Origin of the sequence: Aquimarina algiphila, assembly GCF_947494415.1 — a bacterium.
Lineage (GTDB): Bacteria > Bacteroidota > Bacteroidia > Flavobacteriales > Flavobacteriaceae > Aquimarina > Aquimarina algiphila.
This window is the reverse complement of sequence record NZ_CANLVC010000005.1, coordinates 1-17,838: the sequence shown is the minus strand read 5'-3', so window position 1 is coordinate 17,838 and position 17,838 is coordinate 1. Positions and strand designations below refer to the sequence as shown.

General features: G+C 32.9%; 20 protein-coding genes. 2 read left to right on the top strand and 18 right to left on the bottom strand.

Annotation, left to right across the window (positions count from 1 at the left end; translation table 11 throughout):
* Positions 1-34: 34 nt before the first annotated feature.
* Positions 35-436 carry an endonuclease domain-containing protein gene (locus tag PQF96_RS09055; RefSeq protein ID WP_271765832.1) on the bottom strand — a complete coding sequence of 134 codons (402 nt, stop codon included), beginning with the start codon at positions 434-436 and terminating at the stop codon, positions 35-37.
* Between the two features lie 136 nt (positions 437-572).
* Here PQF96_RS09055 and pdeM point away from each other — a divergent pair, with 136 nt between their 5' ends.
* The gene (gene pdeM, locus PQF96_RS09050) at positions 573-1,208 is read left to right on the top strand and encodes a ligase-associated DNA damage response endonuclease PdeM (protein WP_271765831.1); all 636 of its coding nucleotides are present in this window, start codon (positions 573-575) and stop codon (positions 1,206-1,208) included.
* A gap of 3 nt (positions 1,209-1,211) precedes the next feature.
* On the opposite strand, the gene PQF96_RS09045 is transcribed toward pdeM, so the two are convergent.
* On the bottom strand, positions 1,212-2,033 hold the full coding sequence (locus PQF96_RS09045) for an SH3 domain-containing protein (protein WP_271765830.1): 822 nt from the start codon (positions 2,031-2,033) through the stop codon (positions 1,212-1,214).
* 358 nt (positions 2,034-2,391) lie between these two features.
* Here PQF96_RS09045 and PQF96_RS09040 point away from each other — a divergent pair, with 358 nt between their 5' ends.
* A complete protein-coding gene (locus PQF96_RS09040; RefSeq protein WP_271765828.1) occupies positions 2,392-2,829 on the top strand; it encodes a hypothetical protein in 438 nt (145 codons plus the stop codon).
* Between the two features lie 197 nt (positions 2,830-3,026).
* On the opposite strand, the gene ahr is transcribed toward PQF96_RS09040, so the two are convergent.
* The 16 genes from ahr to PQF96_RS08960 all read right to left on the bottom strand — a co-directional run.
* Positions 3,027-4,031 carry an NADPH-dependent aldehyde reductase Ahr gene (gene ahr / locus PQF96_RS09035; RefSeq protein WP_271765827.1) on the bottom strand — a complete coding sequence of 335 codons (1,005 nt, stop codon included), beginning with the start codon at positions 4,029-4,031 and terminating at the stop codon, positions 3,027-3,029.
* 237 nt (positions 4,032-4,268) lie between these two features.
* Complete coding sequence (locus tag PQF96_RS09030) at positions 4,269-5,399, bottom strand: type II secretion system F family protein (RefSeq protein WP_271765826.1); 1,131 nt, start codon at positions 5,397-5,399, stop codon at positions 4,269-4,271.
* A gap of 3 nt (positions 5,400-5,402) precedes the next feature.
* A complete protein-coding gene (locus tag PQF96_RS09025; protein ID WP_271765824.1) occupies positions 5,403-5,864 on the bottom strand; it encodes a PulJ/GspJ family protein in 462 nt (153 codons plus the stop codon).
* Positions 5,861-6,178: a hypothetical protein gene (locus PQF96_RS09020; RefSeq protein WP_271765823.1), complete on the bottom strand. Its 318-nt coding sequence runs from the start codon at positions 6,176-6,178 to the stop codon at positions 5,861-5,863. Before PQF96_RS09020 ends, PQF96_RS09025 begins: the two co-directional genes overlap by 4 nt.
* Positions 6,166-7,431: a hypothetical protein gene (locus PQF96_RS09015; RefSeq protein ID WP_271765821.1), complete on the bottom strand. Its 1,266-nt coding sequence runs from the start codon at positions 7,429-7,431 to the stop codon at positions 6,166-6,168. The genes PQF96_RS09020 and PQF96_RS09015 overlap by 13 nt, the downstream gene beginning before the upstream one ends.
* The gene (locus tag PQF96_RS09010) at positions 7,428-7,895 is read right to left on the bottom strand and encodes a hypothetical protein (protein ID WP_271765819.1); all 468 of its coding nucleotides are present in this window, start codon (positions 7,893-7,895) and stop codon (positions 7,428-7,430) included. The genes PQF96_RS09015 and PQF96_RS09010 overlap by 4 nt, the downstream gene beginning before the upstream one ends.
* A 5-nt stretch (positions 7,896-7,900) precedes the next feature.
* Positions 7,901-8,830, bottom strand: a complete 930-nt coding sequence (locus PQF96_RS09005; protein WP_271765816.1) for a hypothetical protein — start codon at positions 8,828-8,830, stop codon at positions 7,901-7,903.
* Between the two features lie 2 nt (positions 8,831-8,832).
* Complete coding sequence (locus PQF96_RS09000; RefSeq protein ID WP_271765814.1) at positions 8,833-9,570, bottom strand: hypothetical protein; 738 nt, start codon at positions 9,568-9,570, stop codon at positions 8,833-8,835.
* Positions 9,571-9,583: 13 nt separating this feature from the next.
* Entirely contained in the window at positions 9,584-10,105 is a 522-nt protein-coding gene (locus PQF96_RS08995) for a hypothetical protein (RefSeq protein WP_143917475.1), read from the bottom strand.
* Positions 10,089-11,300: a hypothetical protein gene (locus PQF96_RS08990; protein WP_143917476.1), complete on the bottom strand. Its 1,212-nt coding sequence runs from the start codon at positions 11,298-11,300 to the stop codon at positions 10,089-10,091. The genes PQF96_RS08995 and PQF96_RS08990 overlap by 17 nt, the downstream gene beginning before the upstream one ends.
* Positions 11,300-13,504: a type II secretion system protein GspD gene (locus tag PQF96_RS08985; RefSeq protein ID WP_271765812.1), complete on the bottom strand. Its 2,205-nt coding sequence runs from the start codon at positions 13,502-13,504 to the stop codon at positions 11,300-11,302. Before PQF96_RS08985 ends, PQF96_RS08990 begins: the two co-directional genes overlap by 1 nt.
* Before the next feature lie 94 nt (positions 13,505-13,598).
* Positions 13,599-15,050, bottom strand: a complete 1,452-nt coding sequence (locus tag PQF96_RS08980; protein WP_271765810.1) for a GspE/PulE family protein — start codon at positions 15,048-15,050, stop codon at positions 13,599-13,601.
* Positions 15,014-15,496, bottom strand: a complete 483-nt coding sequence (locus PQF96_RS08975; protein WP_271765809.1) for a hypothetical protein — start codon at positions 15,494-15,496, stop codon at positions 15,014-15,016. The genes PQF96_RS08980 and PQF96_RS08975 overlap by 37 nt, the downstream gene beginning before the upstream one ends.
* The gene (locus PQF96_RS08970; RefSeq protein WP_109435893.1) at positions 15,496-15,906 is read right to left on the bottom strand and encodes a prepilin-type N-terminal cleavage/methylation domain-containing protein; all 411 of its coding nucleotides are present in this window, start codon (positions 15,904-15,906) and stop codon (positions 15,496-15,498) included. The genes PQF96_RS08975 and PQF96_RS08970 overlap by 1 nt, the downstream gene beginning before the upstream one ends.
* A gap of 1,311 nt (positions 15,907-17,217) precedes the next feature.
* Positions 17,218-17,433: a hypothetical protein gene (locus PQF96_RS08965; protein ID WP_271765808.1), complete on the bottom strand. Its 216-nt coding sequence runs from the start codon at positions 17,431-17,433 to the stop codon at positions 17,218-17,220.
* Positions 17,434-17,838 (bottom strand): transposase (locus PQF96_RS08960; RefSeq protein WP_271765806.1); only part of this gene is annotated, 405 nt, incomplete at its 5' end. It lies immediately after the preceding gene.

The window sequence follows — 17,838 nt, the reverse complement described above, 5'->3', positions numbered from 1 at the left end:
TCTCCCTCCTAAAAAGGAGGGATTAAGGGAGGTGTTATACTCCATAATCCTTTATTAATGGTAAAACTCCTGTTTCTTCAAATTGTAAAATATAACTTTCAATAGCTCTCAACACATTGCTCATATCATTCATGATTTGATGATCTGAAAAACGCATAACTCTAATATCTAGTTCATTTAACTTTTTTGTTTTCAAAACATCCTTTTCCCATACCTCTATAATTTGATGTGAATATCCATCTAACTCTATAACAAGTTGCAATTTATTGCAAAAGAAATCAACTATATAATTGTCAATTGGTTTCTGTCTATGAAAATCATATGAATACATTTGACCTCTCTTTAATTTTTGCCACAATCTAATTTCTGATTTTGTGGCATTATTCCTTAGTTGCCTAGCTAATTCTTTCAGTTTTGGATTATATTTGATTTTCACGAACTCCTCAATTTATAACAAAGTACAACTTTAATGAAAAATTAGTTTTGAAATACTTTCTTAAGTTAGATTTAATCTTTGTATTTACACACCCCTAACCCCTCTTTTTAGAGGGGAATCTAAAGTATTAATAATAATGACCCAGACCATCCAGATACAAAACCAATCCTTTATTCTTCATTCATCAGGATCATTATTTTGGAAAGAAAAACAAATCGTATTCATTGCAGATGTGCATCTTGGTAAAGTTTCTCATTTTAGAAAACACGGTAGTGCTGTACCGCAAGAAACCATCAAGAAAAATTTTGATCAATTGGATAACGTAATTGAATATTTTAATCCTAAGAAAATTTGTTTTCTCGGTGACCTCTTTCATAGTTATGTTAATAGTGAATGGCAACTTTTTGAAGATTGGGTAATAAAAACCAATAGTCAATGTATTCTGATTGCTGGTAATCATGATATCATTTCACCAACCAAATATGAAAATATCGGAGTAACGGTCGGAATCGAACTTGTTATAGATGATTTTTTGCTTACTCACCATCCAGAAGAAAGAAAAGGACTATTCAATTTATGTGGACATATCCATCCCGGGATTTTATTAAGTGGATTAGGTAGACAGCGACTTAGGTTACCGTGCTTTTTTAAATCTGATTCACAAATGATTCTGCCCGCTTTTGGTAAATTCACAGGGATTCATGTATTAGAACCTTCAGAGAAAAGTGAAGTATATGCAATTACACAAAATGAAGTGATTTTGGTATCCTAATACTTATGCAGAACAATCACAATCATCAACTAATACAAGATTCCATTTGTTATCTGCAATCATAAAATACATAGTTTTTATAATCCATTTATCAACCAAAACATTCACTTTAACCTTTAAACCATTTTTATATTTCTCTGGAATATCAATCTTCTTCATTTCATAATTAACACTCAAATCTGGGTAATCAGGTAAGCTCTCAATTTTTTTATAATATATCCCATCAGGATCAGGACTTTCTTCACAAAAACCATCTTGAAAAGTTCTTTGTGAAAAAAACTTTGGGTTATCTATTTTTGGTGCTATTTTATTATTATGATTAAGGTAAGATGAATATAACGTACATGCAGCACCAGGATTATAAAATCTATAAAAACCAATATCTTCATGTATAAATTGTTTCACATTTTTCTTTTGTGAATCTATCCTTTTTCCATAAAAAGAAGTTTGTAAAAAATATTTTAGAAAAGGTTCAAAGCCTTTAAAATTGGTATTTTGTCTGATTGAAGTTTGTGATCCAAAAACCCAACCTACTTGATCATGATGTTCTATTTTATACCAGAAATCTCTATTTCCCCGTATGATCTGTTCTTCTCCTTTTTCCAAAATACGACATACCTCACCTTCATTTAATGTAAATACAACTTCTCCTGTTTTTGGATAGTCTCTAATCCAAATACGATTTCCTTGTATTACCAACGTTGTATCTTTAGAAATTAAATCATGTTGTTCTATTGGGTTTTCAACTCTGCCTTTCTCTTGACCATAACTTATGAAGTTGAGTGTAATAACAAATAAGAATATCAATACTCCTGTTTTTTTCATCACTATTTTTTGTCACCCCAAATGTAAGTATCATTTGATTAAGACATTACCCTGTTTTCAGTTAAATAGGATTTAGGATAATTGCTTGTCATTGAAGTTATGGAGAAAAAATAAAGATTAAAAGATCTTATTTAATCCAAATATCAACAAATACATCGCAACAATGGTTAGCCATAAAAAAACTGCTATTACAGTTTTCTGTAATGTAATCACATTTCTAATATCTACTTTAGTCTCTTTGACATCTTATATAATTATGCTAAAGAATCTATAAGCAGTAGGATAGCAGCAACACTAGGTACTCGATTTAGCGAGGAAATTAATAAATTAAATATTACATTACTAAAAGCCAATGATTATGAACGAAAACCACACCTTTGAACAAAGGCTTGCGATAGCAAAAGGAAGACGTCGTACAAAAATATTAGGGTTAAGTATAATTTTATTTTCAATAAATGCAGATTTGATCACTTTGTTATCCTATACTGAAGCTGAGATTAGTGCTTTTCTGATTTTTAAGCACTTATTTCGGTTTTTAGCAACAGTGTTCCTTGTAATATCAACTTATAAAGGGAAAAACTGGGCAAGAATAATATTGATAATTTGTTTTTCCCTTGCAATTTTATTGGCATTTTTTATGTTTTTTGTTCTATTGCTTTCTGATATTACGACTTTGAAAAAGGTATTATCGGTAATTATATCTACATTCTTAATTTATGGATTAAGTGTTTATTATTTTATTTTCTCTTTAAATTTTAAAGCGTTTTTTAAAGAACAACAGAATAACAATCAATAAAAAAAAACTCCATAACTATGATTTACAAGACTTAAATTGCATTGATTCAAGAACTATTATTAGTGAACAACTATAAAGATACCTTATCAGAAGAGGGTATAACAAGTTTTGACCTTATGCTCTATGAAAAAAATAAAATTTATAACCAAAATGCTATCATTGTATAATCATTTAATAGTATAGTACACCCCCTATTCTTAATTCTTTAATACTATTCTAAATCGAGCTTTTCCTTTTTCAAGATGTGCAATGGCTTCATTAATTTTTTCCATAGGAAATTCCTCTACTGTAGGGTAAATATTGTGTCTTACACAAAAATCGAGCATCGTCTCTGTTAATGCAGGACTTCCTAAAGGGCTTCCTCCAACAGATTTTTCTCCACCAATCAAACTAAATGCTGGTATAGCCATGGGCTCTAAAACTGCTCCTACGGTATGTAATTTCCCTTTTGGTGCTAATGTCCTTAAGTAAGAGTTCCAGTCTAAAGTAACATTAGTTGTATTCAGAATAAAGTTTAGTTTTCCTGTAATACTTTCTAATTCCTCAGGAGATTTTGAATTGATAACTTGATTTGCGCCCATATTCAAAATTTGCTCTTTCTTATCAGGATTAGAGCTAAAAGCAATGACTTCGCAACCCCAATGTTTTAGAAATTTAAGAGCCATATGTCCTAACCCTCCAATACCTATCACACCAACAGTATCTGTAGGTTGTACTCCTGCCAATATAATCGGATTAAAAACAGTTATACCCCCACAAAGTAATGGGCCTGCTTTACTCATATCAATAGCATCTGGTAGTGAAATTGCCCATGACCAATGTGCGCGCACATGGTCGGCAAAACCCCCATGTCTCCCTACAATGGTAGCTTCATTATTTGCACAAAGATGATGTGATCCATCCATACATTCATGACAACTCATACACGAAGCAGAAAACCAACCTAAGCCCACCTTATCTCCTACCTTTATTTTTTTAACCGCATCTCCTGTCGCTATCACTTCTCCGATAACTTCGTGACCTGGTACAATGGGATATTCTGTTATTCCCCAATCATTATTTATCATGCTTAAATCAGAATGACAAATACCACAGTACGATACTTTAATATCTACTTGTTCTGGTCTTAGTTCTTCTAATTCGTATGAGTGAGGCGTTAACTTTGCTTTAGGTTCTACAGCGGCGTATGCATTTACTTTCATAATTGAAATATGATTAGTTTTTAAAATTTTTATGTGCTAGAAAGATAAAATTATTGATTATCCGTTTTGTCTCATGAATAACTCTAAATTGTCATCCTGAATCAAGTTCAGGATGACAAGCCTTTATGATACATTATGGACATTCATATAAAATTACACTAATACCTTCAGAAAAAAATTGATCTATGGTAATAAATGAAGTAAGTAAGCATTATTTTTCTTTAGTACAGATAAAACCTACCCTATAACGCTACTTAATCTAAACATCGGTAAATACATCGCAATTAAAATTGCTCCAACAATAATTCCCACAAAAATGGTTAATAGTGGATTAAGGACATTAGAAATGATCTGAGATTGATGTTTTACTTGCTGGTTATATTGCTCATTTAATTTTTGAAAGATGAACTCTGTTTGATTGGTTTCTTCTGCTACACGCATCATAGCAATCATTTTCTTATCAAAAATAGGACTTTCAGCAAAAGAAACACTTAATGTGCCTCCTGCAAGAACAAGCTGTTTGGTTCTATACAACCCTTGTTGAAGCGGATAAAAATTAATCATATTCTTAACCAAATCAATGCTCTCTACCATAGGTACTTTAGCAGAAGTCAATAGGGATATTGCCTGGGTAAATTGTGCCATATAAATTCTTTGAAAATATGCACCCAATATGGGTAGTCGTAGCTGAATCGTTCCAAGGATTTTTCGGTACCATTGCTTTTTAGATATAAAAATAAGTACGCCGGCTCCTAAGATAAAAAGTCCAAACAATAATGCTCCATACTCCCCCATAAAGTTAGAGAAACTAATAATTCCTTGTGTAATCCCTGGGAGATCCACCTTGTTTTGTTTAAAAATATCAACAAACATAGGCACTACATATCGAAGCATAAAAACGATAACAATCATTGCTGTACATAATACTATTATGGGATATGTAAGTGCAGAAACAATTTCTCTACGTAGTTCGTTTTTTCGTTTATAAAATTCGCTGAGTTCTAATGTGATTTTGGCTAACTCCCCTGTCTGTTCTCCTATTTTTATGGCATAATATTCATAATCAGTAAAGTTTTTATCGTCTTTAAGAATTTCAGAAAAAGGTGTTCCGGTAATCAGCTTAGAAAGCATAACGGTCATTAGTTTTCTGTCTTTCTCTTTTTTCTGAGTTTCTGACAATAATTCTAATCCGCTTCTAAGGTCTATCCCCGATTTTAACAACACACTAAGTTCTGCATACCACTGTTCCTTTTTTTTGGATGTAAATGCAGTTCCAAATAGTGTGATCTCCTTTGTTAATATATCAGATACATCAAAAGAGTTATCTCTTTGGCTTTGCCTTTTGGTGGTATCGATTTTTATTCCCATACTCTAAAAATGTATCGTTGCATCATTATATTTAAACACAAATAAACGATGTGATTCTTTGGTATTATGAAAGGTAAATTTTATCGCATCTATACTTCCCGACTGTACCGACCTACCTTCAAAATAAAACATTTTCTCTTTTATCGATATTGCATGCTTACTAATATTAGTAACAACACTATCGTTATAAAACTGGTATTTTCTTTCATCTATTGGAGAAGAAACCATCAATGTATTTTCTATCGGATCCCATACCGCAGTTGGGAAAGTATTAAAATCAATAGTTAAAGCCGTTTCAAAAGATTGTATCTGTTCTTGATTTTGATAATTTTTACCAATGTTACGCATGTTTTTCTGTACAATTCCTAATACCGAAAATGCCAAACCTACCACTATTGCAGAAATCACCATAACCACCATAACTTCGGTCAATGTAAACGCTTTTATTTTATGGTTTATCTTCATCTTCTTACCATTAGCTGTTTTTTATATTCAACATCTTCTCTGGTGTATAACAATATCATCTTTTCTTCCTCGGTATTAATAAGAATTTCCCATCCATCAAAATCTTCTGCATACGGTAGTTTTATCCTACCATGGATAGAAAGATATTCTAATTCTTTTACCCGGTTCTCAATAGTACTATGATCCCTTTGTATTTGATTCTTAAAAATGTTATTAAAGCTTAAACTAGCAATCATAAATACAATAATGATCAATATTGAAGCCGTTAATACTTCAATTAAGGTTGCTCCTTTTATTTTCTTTAATATAACCATTTTGCTATACTGTTTTTAGTATTTACAAAAGGTAATCCAGCATAATCCGGCACTGGATTGATCAAAACCCTCCCATTATATATATGGTTTAAATACACAGACCCAGACTGACGAGCAATACATTGTCGCGTATATAAAGAACCTTTTACAGTTCCTTGAAAATCAATATTTCCCTGACAGTATACTTCTCCTGTGATCTCAGAATCAGGTGCTATTTCGAGATGTGTCTTTATTCGGTTTTTAGGAGATATATTTTTATTAAAATATACTACTGCACCTTCAATTTTGGTTCTTTTCCCTATGGTAAAATCAGGATCAATGTGCAGGTTGTTTTTTTCTTTATCTGCTATTATTTTTTTATCCAAAAGGACCAAAGAAGATGGGTATGATAAATAACATCCTTTTCCAATTTTGATTTTATGTGTAGCAATACCCTGAAAACTGCCTTTTACTCCGTTATCTATTTCAATTTCTGGAGCAATCAATACTACATCTGTTAATTGAGATTGAGATCCCACTATGATTTTAGATCGAGACTGAATTATAATATTTCCAATAATCTTTTCATCTTCCAAAAAAATGGGATCAGTGTCATATATTACTTGAACAGGATGATGAAAAGAATTACGAAGTTCTTTCTTTAATGCAACTGTATGAGCATCTTCAATACCTATTCCATTACTTCTATTTTCAAGATACATGATCCATTCTGGTGCCAACTTAGGCAATGTAGTTTTACTTTCTATAGCACGACCATAATACAAGCTATTACCCTGGTAATAATTCCCAGAAATATTACCCGCTTTTACTCCTTGCTTTGGAAGATAACTGTTACCTTCTAGTCTTGTATTACCTACTACCACCAAAGGTGAATTGGTATTGATTACATACAAATTAGGAGTTTTTTCTGATAATTCTGATCCAATATACGCTATTCTGGTTGCTTTTCTTTGATGTATACTTACTTGCGAAAATTGTTTGGACCATACACCATGATAACTCGTTGTTTGTTTAATAATCCTGGCCTCTTCCTGAGAAACGATAGTGTCTGTTTTAATGGTATGGTTTTCTAAAGATTCGAATACAAGCTTATTAGATTGCTCAAAAGCCTGTAACAATTCCTGGGATTTGATTTTAAAAAAAGAGTGTGTATGTGTTAATAATAAGAACGCACTTAATACTAGTGCTACCAATACCGAAATGAGTATGGCAAATTGCATCGCTTGAGCTCTTATTTTTGAGAATATCTTCAATTGGTGATTTTAAAATCTTTTGTTTTTCCTTTGTACCGCAATAAAACCGAACTTGACTTTCCTCTTTGTAACGTTATTCCATCTATGGTTTGTCTTAGGTTCATAAGTTGATCCGTTCCATTAATTTCAATAAGATAAATCGCCTTAGCACTATTCTGTCCAGAGACCACACCTTTGTAACGAATAGAAGGCCATACCAAATCTACTTTTTTAACTATTGATCTAGGTTTACTTTCTTTCTTTTTGGGTTGGTACAATGTTCCTAAAAAAGGATCTCTTTCTACTATTCCTAAAGTGAATTTTTCTCGTTCTTTTGTTTTGAGCGGTTTTATATCTACTGAAGTCGTTCCCAAGCTAACAGGATCGTCATCAGAGAATGCGCCAACTACCTGAACAATAATCGCTCCCCAGATAAGTGCTACCGATGGTAATAAGATATATAGTGCTTTTTTACCTTTTAGCATAGTTTTTAATTTATTGTAAAACGAGAACTTGTACTGGATTCACTTTCATTTTCAGCCTCATCAAATGCTTTTAGAAACCAATAATATGTAGTACTTGCATCAAGTTCTATATCTGTTGGTGATGTTACTCTATTTTTAGACACAAGCTGCGTCAATGCTACATCACTATAGATATAGATACTATCAAACTCTGGAGTACCTGCTACAGCTTCTCTAGTCCAGCTAAAAGTGACTGTCGTACCTGCTTGCGAAGCGTCATTGGCTGGAGCTACAACCACAGGTTGATTTGGCTTCATACTATCTACAGTCAATGATCTTGTGGTATATAGTGTATTTTGCGTATTATTTTCTGCTCTTACCTGCCATTGTGTTACCCCTTCTGGAAAAGTAAATGATATCGAAGTATCTGCTGTAGTTTTTTCTTCTACCACTGCATTACTCTGATTTAATAGCTGAATTCTATAAGAAGTAGCATCGGTTACCGCTTGCCATTGTAGATTTATTGAAGTTGTATTAACAATGGTCGTATTCTCGGGAGCTGTTAACAGCACTTCTCGTGCAGAAAAATCCTCGCTTTCTACAACCGTGAACCCTGATGTTACATAGGGTGTGGCCGTACCAGAATTCTGTCCCCGTACTCTCCAATTGTAACTATTTCTAACTAAACTCGTATTAAAACTAGTTCCTGTTATCGTAGTATCCAATACGATTTGTGCTGCATTTTCAAAATCGGGTTGAGCTACCTGAAGTCGATATGCTGTTGCCTGATCTACAGTTTCCCAATTAAAAGTCACTGAAGTATTGCGCACAGTAGCACCATCAGTAGGTGCATTTATTAGTATTGTTTTATCAGATAGGTCTTCCTCTAAAAGTACTTCTTCACAACTAAAAAATACCAGAAACACTATCCCTAAGTATATGTTTATCCTCTTCATCATTATAATTTAAAATAATTCATGTTTTCTAATGCTTTTTCTGCATCTCTATATGTGTTTTTTGAGCAGGATGATTTTTCATCAATAATATCTACCAAAGTAATTTGTCTTTTATCATTTTCTCTCCAACAGAAATAGGATAAGGTGTATCCAAAAATGGATGTCTTTGCAAAGTCAATAGTCTTATATGTTTCTCCTTCTTTTACCAGTGATAATTGGTATTGCTTGTATGCACTATTGTTTAAAAAAACTACATCAGCATTATCCAGTTCTTGTATTAGCTCCTGTGATATTGCCAGAGAAACCGAAGTCACTATACCTGCTTCTTTTTGACTCTTTATATATCTAAGTGTTTTTGTATTGTGGGCTTCCTCTATTTCGGCCATAAGAGCTACACGATCTAATAACTCAAGAATTACAAACTGTGGTTTGGCTTCCAAAGAATCTACATAATTAATCTTATGTTCATTTCCTTTGGCTGCTTTGAGATAAGTATCAAATGTAGTTCGATTAAAATTTTCTTTGGTGATCTGCACTCTAATTTCAGTCTTATATTCTGGTATTGCAGTCACCTGAAAATCTGAGGCATACACATCTCCTTTCTGCAAACCGATTACTCCTAACGCTATAGGATTAGTTACAGCCGTATGCATCTTGGTATGATTCACCTTTATACTATGACATCCTGTGCAACAAAGGGCCAGAAAGATAATATAACAGTATGCTTTATAATTCATCATATTTCTATTTATGTTATTGGTTCAGACGTTGCAATAGTAACCTACACTGTAAATACCTTGCCCCTGTTCTAAAGTTTTTCTTTTTTTCAAATTTTACCTGGGCAATATTTCCAAAACTATATTGCTGCTCGAGTGCATATATTACCTGGATCAATGCCTTATAATCTCCTTGTAAAATAAAATCATAAGTTGTAGTTCCTTCATTTGTTGTCTCATTAGTGAAGACATGAGGTTCTTCAAAAGCAATGATTTTAATATTTGAAGTATTCGATAACGTATTTAAAGTTTTAAGAAGATTCTGTTGTACCGAGTTTCCTTCTACATTATTTTTTGCCAGAACAGCATCTAGTTGCTGTTTCTTTTTTGTTAAAGCAGCTAGTTGCATTGGTGCCGCCAAATATTTATCTTTTTCATGTTCTAGTTTAGCTACTTCACTTCGTAATGTGAATGTTTTTGCAAAACCATACTGATAAGCGATAAGCAGCATACAGAACAATCCAACGATGAGTAGTATGTTTTTAGTCTTTTGCTGCATCTGGTTTAATCTTAAGTGTTATTTCAAAATCTGAGATATTCTTTTTATCCAAACCATATTGTATTATGGTTACTGCTTCCACAAACGGTAAGTTTTCCATTATTTTTAACCAAGCTGTAAATTCTGTTTTATCTGTTGATTTTCCCATAATAGAGATTATATTTTCTCTGAATTCAATATATTTATTTTTACGAATGGGTTTTGTTAAAGGTTGATATATAAAGGATGTCAAGAGTACCGTAGCTGGTTGTGCTTGCACGATCTGATCTGTATAATATGAGCTTTTAGAAAACCCGGTAGTTAATATACTTTGTACCAAAGCCTCTTTTGTACTTACCTCAGCTTGTTTTTTGGTAATCTGTTCCTTTTGTGTGGTATACACCTGAAGTTCTTCTTGTAACCCTTGCCACTTTTTATAATTTGCATTAAAAACAAAAAAGTTAATCAACAATGTTATTAATAGAAATCCGACACCGAGTTGTAATGTGTTTTTAAAAAAACGAGTTTCTTTATATCGCTTCCGTAGCTCCTGATTTCGAGTTTCGAGATTTCCTGAAATCCTATCAGTATTAAATACAGCATCCAGAATTATAGCTAACGGTAAGGAATGTGTAGCAGGAAAAGTAAGTCCTTCGATATTATATTGCTGTTCTATATGTTCTCTTTTGGATACAATAGAAATCAGTTCTTCATTACTAAAACCTACTTCTGCAGTATAGCTTTTTAAGGTTTCGCCTTGAGCATATCCAGATAAAGCTGTCATTTTTAAAACTCCAAGAGCTATTGTTGTAATAGTATTTCCAGCTTTTTGAAACTGTTCGATGCAGGTTTCAACATATTCTTTTCTACATACAGCTATAAAAGACGAATTTGTACTTCTAAGGATTTGATAATAAAAATCATTCAGATTTAAATTGGGAAAAGCTTCAGCTACAATCTCAGCATCGGTTCCTGTTTGTTGTACTTCTTTAGACAATACATAATCATCTGTAATCACAAGACTTAAATGGGTTGTTTTAGAAAACTTGGATAGTTCTTCAGGTTGTTTTAAAGTAAAGGTCTGATTAATATCCAATTCTCCTTTTTTCTGAACCAGTTCCAGGCCAAACAGTATAGGTTTTCCTTCTTGCACAGAATACTCTACCGATACCAAAGTTTTTCCAATAGGATTATATGACGATAATAGATTTGCCATTAATAGAACACTGTTGGTTTTATAATCACGTTTAACTTCTTCTTAGTATCTTCTCTGGTTCTTTTACTAAATAGCCATTTTATGATCGGTATACGTGCCAATATAGGTACTCCAGAACCCGTATCATTCTTTACTTTTTGTTCAATTCCGCCAAGGATAGCCACGTCATTTGCTCTCATTCTCATAATAGAAGAAAACCTACGACTATTAATATCAGGCGGAGCATTTTCTGCGATGCGTTCTCCACTAAAATTAGATTGGATTACCTGTATATCTAATGTAATTTGTCCATCTCCAGATACAAAAGGCTTAAACTCCAGCGCTAATTCTGCATCAATCGGAAGGTAATTCACCACCTCAGAAGTTTGTGGAATTTGAGATCCAAAAAAGTTTTGATTGGTCACCGCATAATAGGTTGTTTGTCCGCTAGACAAATACGCTTTATGCCCGTTAAGCGTACTTAGCTTTGGCGTAGATAGTATCTTTACATTTCCGTTGGTTTCCATCGCTTTGATATCCATATAGAAATTTGGGACTACATTACCGATGTTGAGTGACCCAAAACCATCAAAGCCTCCTATAATCCTATTTATAGTCGAAGCTCCCAATGTAATATTCGCATTCGGAAAAGTAGTTCCTGCGGTTGTAGCTGGTTCTTTACCAATTCCAAACTCTACTCCGGTTTCTACTGTAGCCGTACGATTAACTTCGAGAATCATAACTTCAATCAGTATTAAAGGAACAGGTTTATCAATATATTTGATAAAGTTTTTAAACTTTTCTACTCGTGTCCCTGGACCACTAACTACAAAACTATTGAGTTCTGTATCTATTTTTACATCTAAACCATCGATGATAGTGGCAGGAAAAATATCTGAAATAGAACCTATCTCTTGTGTTCTTCCAGAGGAAGTGTTTGTATTTCTAAACGATGAACCTCCTCGTTGATTTCTATTTACTCCTCCATTTTGATTAAATCCATTATTAGAAGCCCCAGAGATATAATTGATTCCCCCAGTAGTAAAATTGCTATTATTAAAACTATTTCCATACGAAGTAGAGGAATTTGCATCTCCTAGCATCGCAATAGAGCGATGCATCATTTGTACCAGTTCTATTTTCTTTAGCGCCAGCTGATCTTCTGTTCCAAAATAGTATACATTCCCTTCTCTTTTAAATGTAAATGATCTGGATCCCCCAGAAGTATTCTGTAGATTCTGTTGTCCATTTACATTAGAAGTATTTCTTTGACCTGCGGTATTATTTTGTACAGAAGTTACATTACTTTCAAAGATTTTAACCAATAAGGCATCAAAAGAAATAGACTCTGCCTTTACGGTTACTTTTCCTGCATTTTCTAGCGGTGATGCTGTAAAAATATCTAATTTTAAATCTTCGGATAATGTATAAATAACATCAGATATTGGTGTATCTCTTAAATCAACGGCAACTATTCTTGTTAGCGTATCTATCACTTTATATGAAAAATTTGGACGACGTGAACGTCCACCAACTGCACTATTTCCTGTTTGCGGAAAGGCATCAAATTCATAAAATCCGTCCCTGGTTTTCCTAAAATCCAGATTATTGGCTTCTGCCAGTTTTTTCATCGCAAGATCAAAAGGAACATTGCTGATAAACAAATTGAGGTTTTTATTATTTAGCTCAGGTGTAAACAATAAATTCTTCCCAGACACCTCTGTTATTTTTCTAAATACTTTTGGTAACGGATCATTACTTAGATCTGTAGATAGTGCTGTTGCCAAAACATCGTATTGTACTTTTACTTCTTTTTCTATAGGAGCAACCACCGGAGGAGTATACTTTTTAACGGATAATATATTACCTGTAAATGCGATGTCCAAACGATATTCTTTTACCAGAAATACCAATAAATCCTGTACGGTCACATTATTAAATCCATTAACAATAGTAATATCATTTAATTCATTAGACAGATTGATATTAATCTTGTGTACCTGAGAAACTGCTCTCAAGAAGTTAAGCAACGAAGTATTGGATATGTTTACATTTACCTTTTCTGCTAATCCTGGTATGTCTACATTTAATAATTGAAGTTTATTTTCTATGGTAGCAACACGGGTATTGTCTTGCGCTTGGTTTTGAAACCCATCCTGGGCCCAAATCTGGACTCCAAAGGCAAGAACAATACTTAGTATTGTTATTTTTAATTGTATTCTCATTGCTTTTCTATTTATTGTTTTCCATTCCCCGATGGAATTGTCAATACTAATTTGAGTTGATATTATCTCCTCTTAGTATCTTCATTTATACTATTTAATTATCTGCCAACAAAGCATATACTTCTTCTACCGAAGTTTCTCCATTACTTACCATACGTATGGCATTATGCTGTAATGTTTTTATATTTCTTTCTTCTATATAGGTATCTATCTGCAATTCGTTATGTCGTATTGCTATTTCGAGTTCTTTTGTAATTGGTAATATCTCATAAATGGCTTTACGTCCTAAATATCCTGTATGATAGCATTGGTTGCACCCTATTGCAATATGGTGTTCTGCCATGTCTTCTGGAATCTCAAATCCCTGAGGAAAATCTTTCGCCTCTGTTTTTTTCTGTGTTTTACAATGTGGACATAGCTTTCTTACCAGGCGTTGTGCAATACTCATCGTGATGGTATTAGCTAATAAAAATGCTGGTACTTTCATATCGATTAATCTCGAAATCGTTGCCCAGGCAGAATTGGTATGTATGGTTGATAACACCAAATGTCCTGTAAGTGCTGCTTTTATCGCCATACCTGCTGTACGATCATCTCTAATCTCACCTACCATTATAATATCTGGATCCTGACGTAAAAATGCACGAAGCGCTGCCGGAAAATCAAATTCTATATCTTCTCTAAGCTGCACCTGATTAATCCCTTGTAAGGTGTATTCTATCGGATCTTCTATGGTAAGAATATTTGTTGTTTCGGTATTCAATTCTTTTAAGGTCGCATACAATGTGGTTGTTTTACCCGACCCTGTAGGCCCCGAAATTAACACGATCCCCTGAGGATTTTTTATGGCTTCACGATATAACTCTAATTCTTCTGTAGTAAAACCTAAATCATTTAAAGACACCTCTTGTGTATCTCTATTTAATAGTCGGAGTACTATTTTTTCTCCGTATAGTGTAGGCATCGTAGATACACGAATATCGAATTCGTCTGCTCCTTCTTTAAATGTAATTCGACCATCCTGTGCTAATCGCTTTTGCGAAATATCAAGTCCCGATTGTATTTTAATCTGATTCACCAGTTGCGGATATTCAGTATTAGAAATCGTGTATTGCTCTTTTAGTTTACCGTCTAATCTAAATCGTACTCGACATGATTTTTCATATGGTTCCATATGGATATCACTACTACCAAAATCTTTGGCTGTAGCGATTAGTTTTTGTAAAAATCGATCTTCATAGGCTAATTTTTCACTTGAAGAAGCTGTTGTTTTTCGGTAATTAAACGTCAAATATGACTGGATATGCTCTGTAGTTTCTTGTATAACAACAATAGAGCATCCCAAAATTATTTTTAACTCTTTTTGTAGACCGTCAATATCCTTAACATCAGTTTTAAGGTGTAGTTCATCTCCTTCTTTTGCTACTGGGATTATCCTATAATGAAATGCCTGATTCGAAGTAATTAATTGCTTCAAATGTACTGGTATTTCATATGTTGTGATACTACTCATATCAGGTATAAGGTTAATGTGTTCGTTATCCATTGAGTAATAAATGTTACGATAAGAAATACAGACATGTATCCCGCCAACGGAACCGTATTATGTTTTGCTTTCTTTTTAATCATAAGCCACACTAGCAATGAAAAAACTAATGAAAACACGAATAAAACAATAAATGTCACCGTTGGAAATCCTATTGCTAAGGCAACAAAAAATAAAAGATCTCCTACTCCAAATACTTCTTCAAAAAACGGGCGTTTTATTTTGATCAATGTATATAGATACAACAACCCCATGACCACGATCAATACTCCTACATTGATTACTACTGCATACAAAAAACTAATTTGTTGTGTGTGATGATAATGTAAAAACCCAAGTAAACCCATCAGTATAGGGAACATAAACCAGAAGACCTCTCGATCTTTAAGGTCCTGATATATGATGATTGCCAGAACACTAATTGTGATTATTTTTAAAAGAAGCATTAGTCCTTTACAATTTGTTTTGGACTACCGTTTTCATCGATCTCCCATACATTAAACACTCCATCTCCATCAAAATCGACCACAGCCGTTGCCCTGGCTTTAAAATTTGACACACTAGCTTCCAGAACTTCATAACTATAATTTGCCGTTCCACCGGTTTTTACGGTTTTGGGGGCTTCATAATTAAGTTCTGAAAAATCTAAGGAGTATTTAGAATTGAGATAACGATATTGTGTTTGCATATCACTAATCGTTTTCAGCTGAATTTTAGCTTCTTGTGCCTTAGCCTGTGCAATAAGTGGTAAAAAATTAGGTAAGGCAATCAATAATAAGATTCCGATAATGGCGAGTACCAGGAGCATCTCCTGAAGGTTAAACGCCTTTATTTTTTTGGGTAGGATTTTTTGCATAATTATCTTATAATCAAAATAGTGGCAAAAGTAAGGTTTTCAAAGAAATATTGGAGATCCAAAAAGACAGGAATCCAACTTTATTTATACATTTTCAACACTTACCATATCATCACTTCTTTAATGATTCATTTTTTTATTTTAATAACAATTTTAATATCTATTCTGAATTAATTATCCCTAAAACAGTATTCTACTTTTTCTCATTTTCGTCAGCCTAAGTATTTTCTCATTCTACAAAACCTAATCTTGATAGTCCTGCTGAGCTTGTCGAAGTACAATTTTTCTTCATTTCATTTCCAAAAATTACTCGATTTGAAGGTTTTAATACGATATCAAAGTAATTTCAAACTCCAATTATATTCGATAATAGACCTACTTATTAATGTCGTAAGTTCAATTTTTGTTACCCCGTTAAAAACTTTCAACATTTGTCCTTACATATATTCCTATTTTGTACACCAATATTTCATCTTTTAATACCATCACATCGTTTCATTGGTACAATAATACTATATCTCAGTTTCATTTTTCGGGACTGAGAATTTTTTATTAGACATTAAATGTTAAAAGTAAAAATCCAATTATTTATTTCTCCAATTCTCCTCTTCATTGAGTCAATGTATTTAGTCTCTATCAGGAAGTGCATAGTGAGTTTATGGCACAATAATACCATATCCCAGTATCATTTTTCGAGACTGAGTATTTTTTTGTTAGAATTTTAGAATTAAGTGATCAAAATTTAGAAGTTTATAGGTTTCTTCTTTTTCTCATCTCAAAACACCAACCTCTTCAATCCATTGATATACTATTGATTACAGAATTTTTTAATTTTTGGCACGGCAATTGTTAATACTATAACCAAACAAGAAATATTAATTTAAAATAATGTAGATATGAAAACTTTATACACGATTACATGGACATTTAACTTTAAACCATTTATTAACTTTTTAAAAGAACTTCCTGCATCTTCTAGTTATGCAATCCATAGGTAAGCCATGAGTTGGTACAGGAAAACACCATCCCTACGAGGATTGGTATATAAAACGTAAAAAAGCGAGGTAATTTTGATCTCGCTTTTTTTATTTCATCAATTTTATAACCTTCTACTTCTTACCAAAACCAATTTTTTTATATTTCTTACTCTTAATTTGCTTACTCATTCGCTGGTATAAGTTTGTAATTTGTGCCTTTTCAAACATTATAAAAACACAAAAGCTATGATACTTATCATACCATAGCTTTGTTTTATCTACTTTGTCATATCCTAACTTGTTTAGCTTTGACGGCACCCATCACAGACGAGCGCTAGCTAGTGCGGGTGGTCGGTACATTTTTTATTTTTTTTATCCAACTCAAAGCTTCATGTGAATTTTCAAAACACACATTAGATTCTATACTTAAAGGCTTCCAATAATCTTCTATATTAATTATTAAATCATCAATATCTTCTTTTACTGCTTCCAATTCTATCTTTGAAGACTCCCATCGATGGCGCAAGTTTGCAACTTGTGCCCATAACATTTATTTAGGCAGTACTAACAGAACTCCTTCATTATCAATTTTCAAAACAGTATGATCATCCTGGTAATTCCTAGCACTACTATATTTCCAATCTACTGACTCTACCACAAAACCAGACATTACAGGATTATTATGGATATAGTCTATTTTTTGTTGAATGACTTTATCCGACCATAATTCTATTGGTTTATTATGATGTTGCCAAAATTGATACTTATTTATATTTCCTTTTTCTTTACCTGCTTCCTTAAACATACTTAGTAACCATTCTTTTCTACTTTCTTGCGGATTATCTTGTATAGCCTTTAATACTTTTTTTGCTGTATATTTTTTAAAATCTCGTATCAAACCCGATGGATCTTCATTAGCAGATCTGAATACTAAATGGATGTGACTAGGCATAAA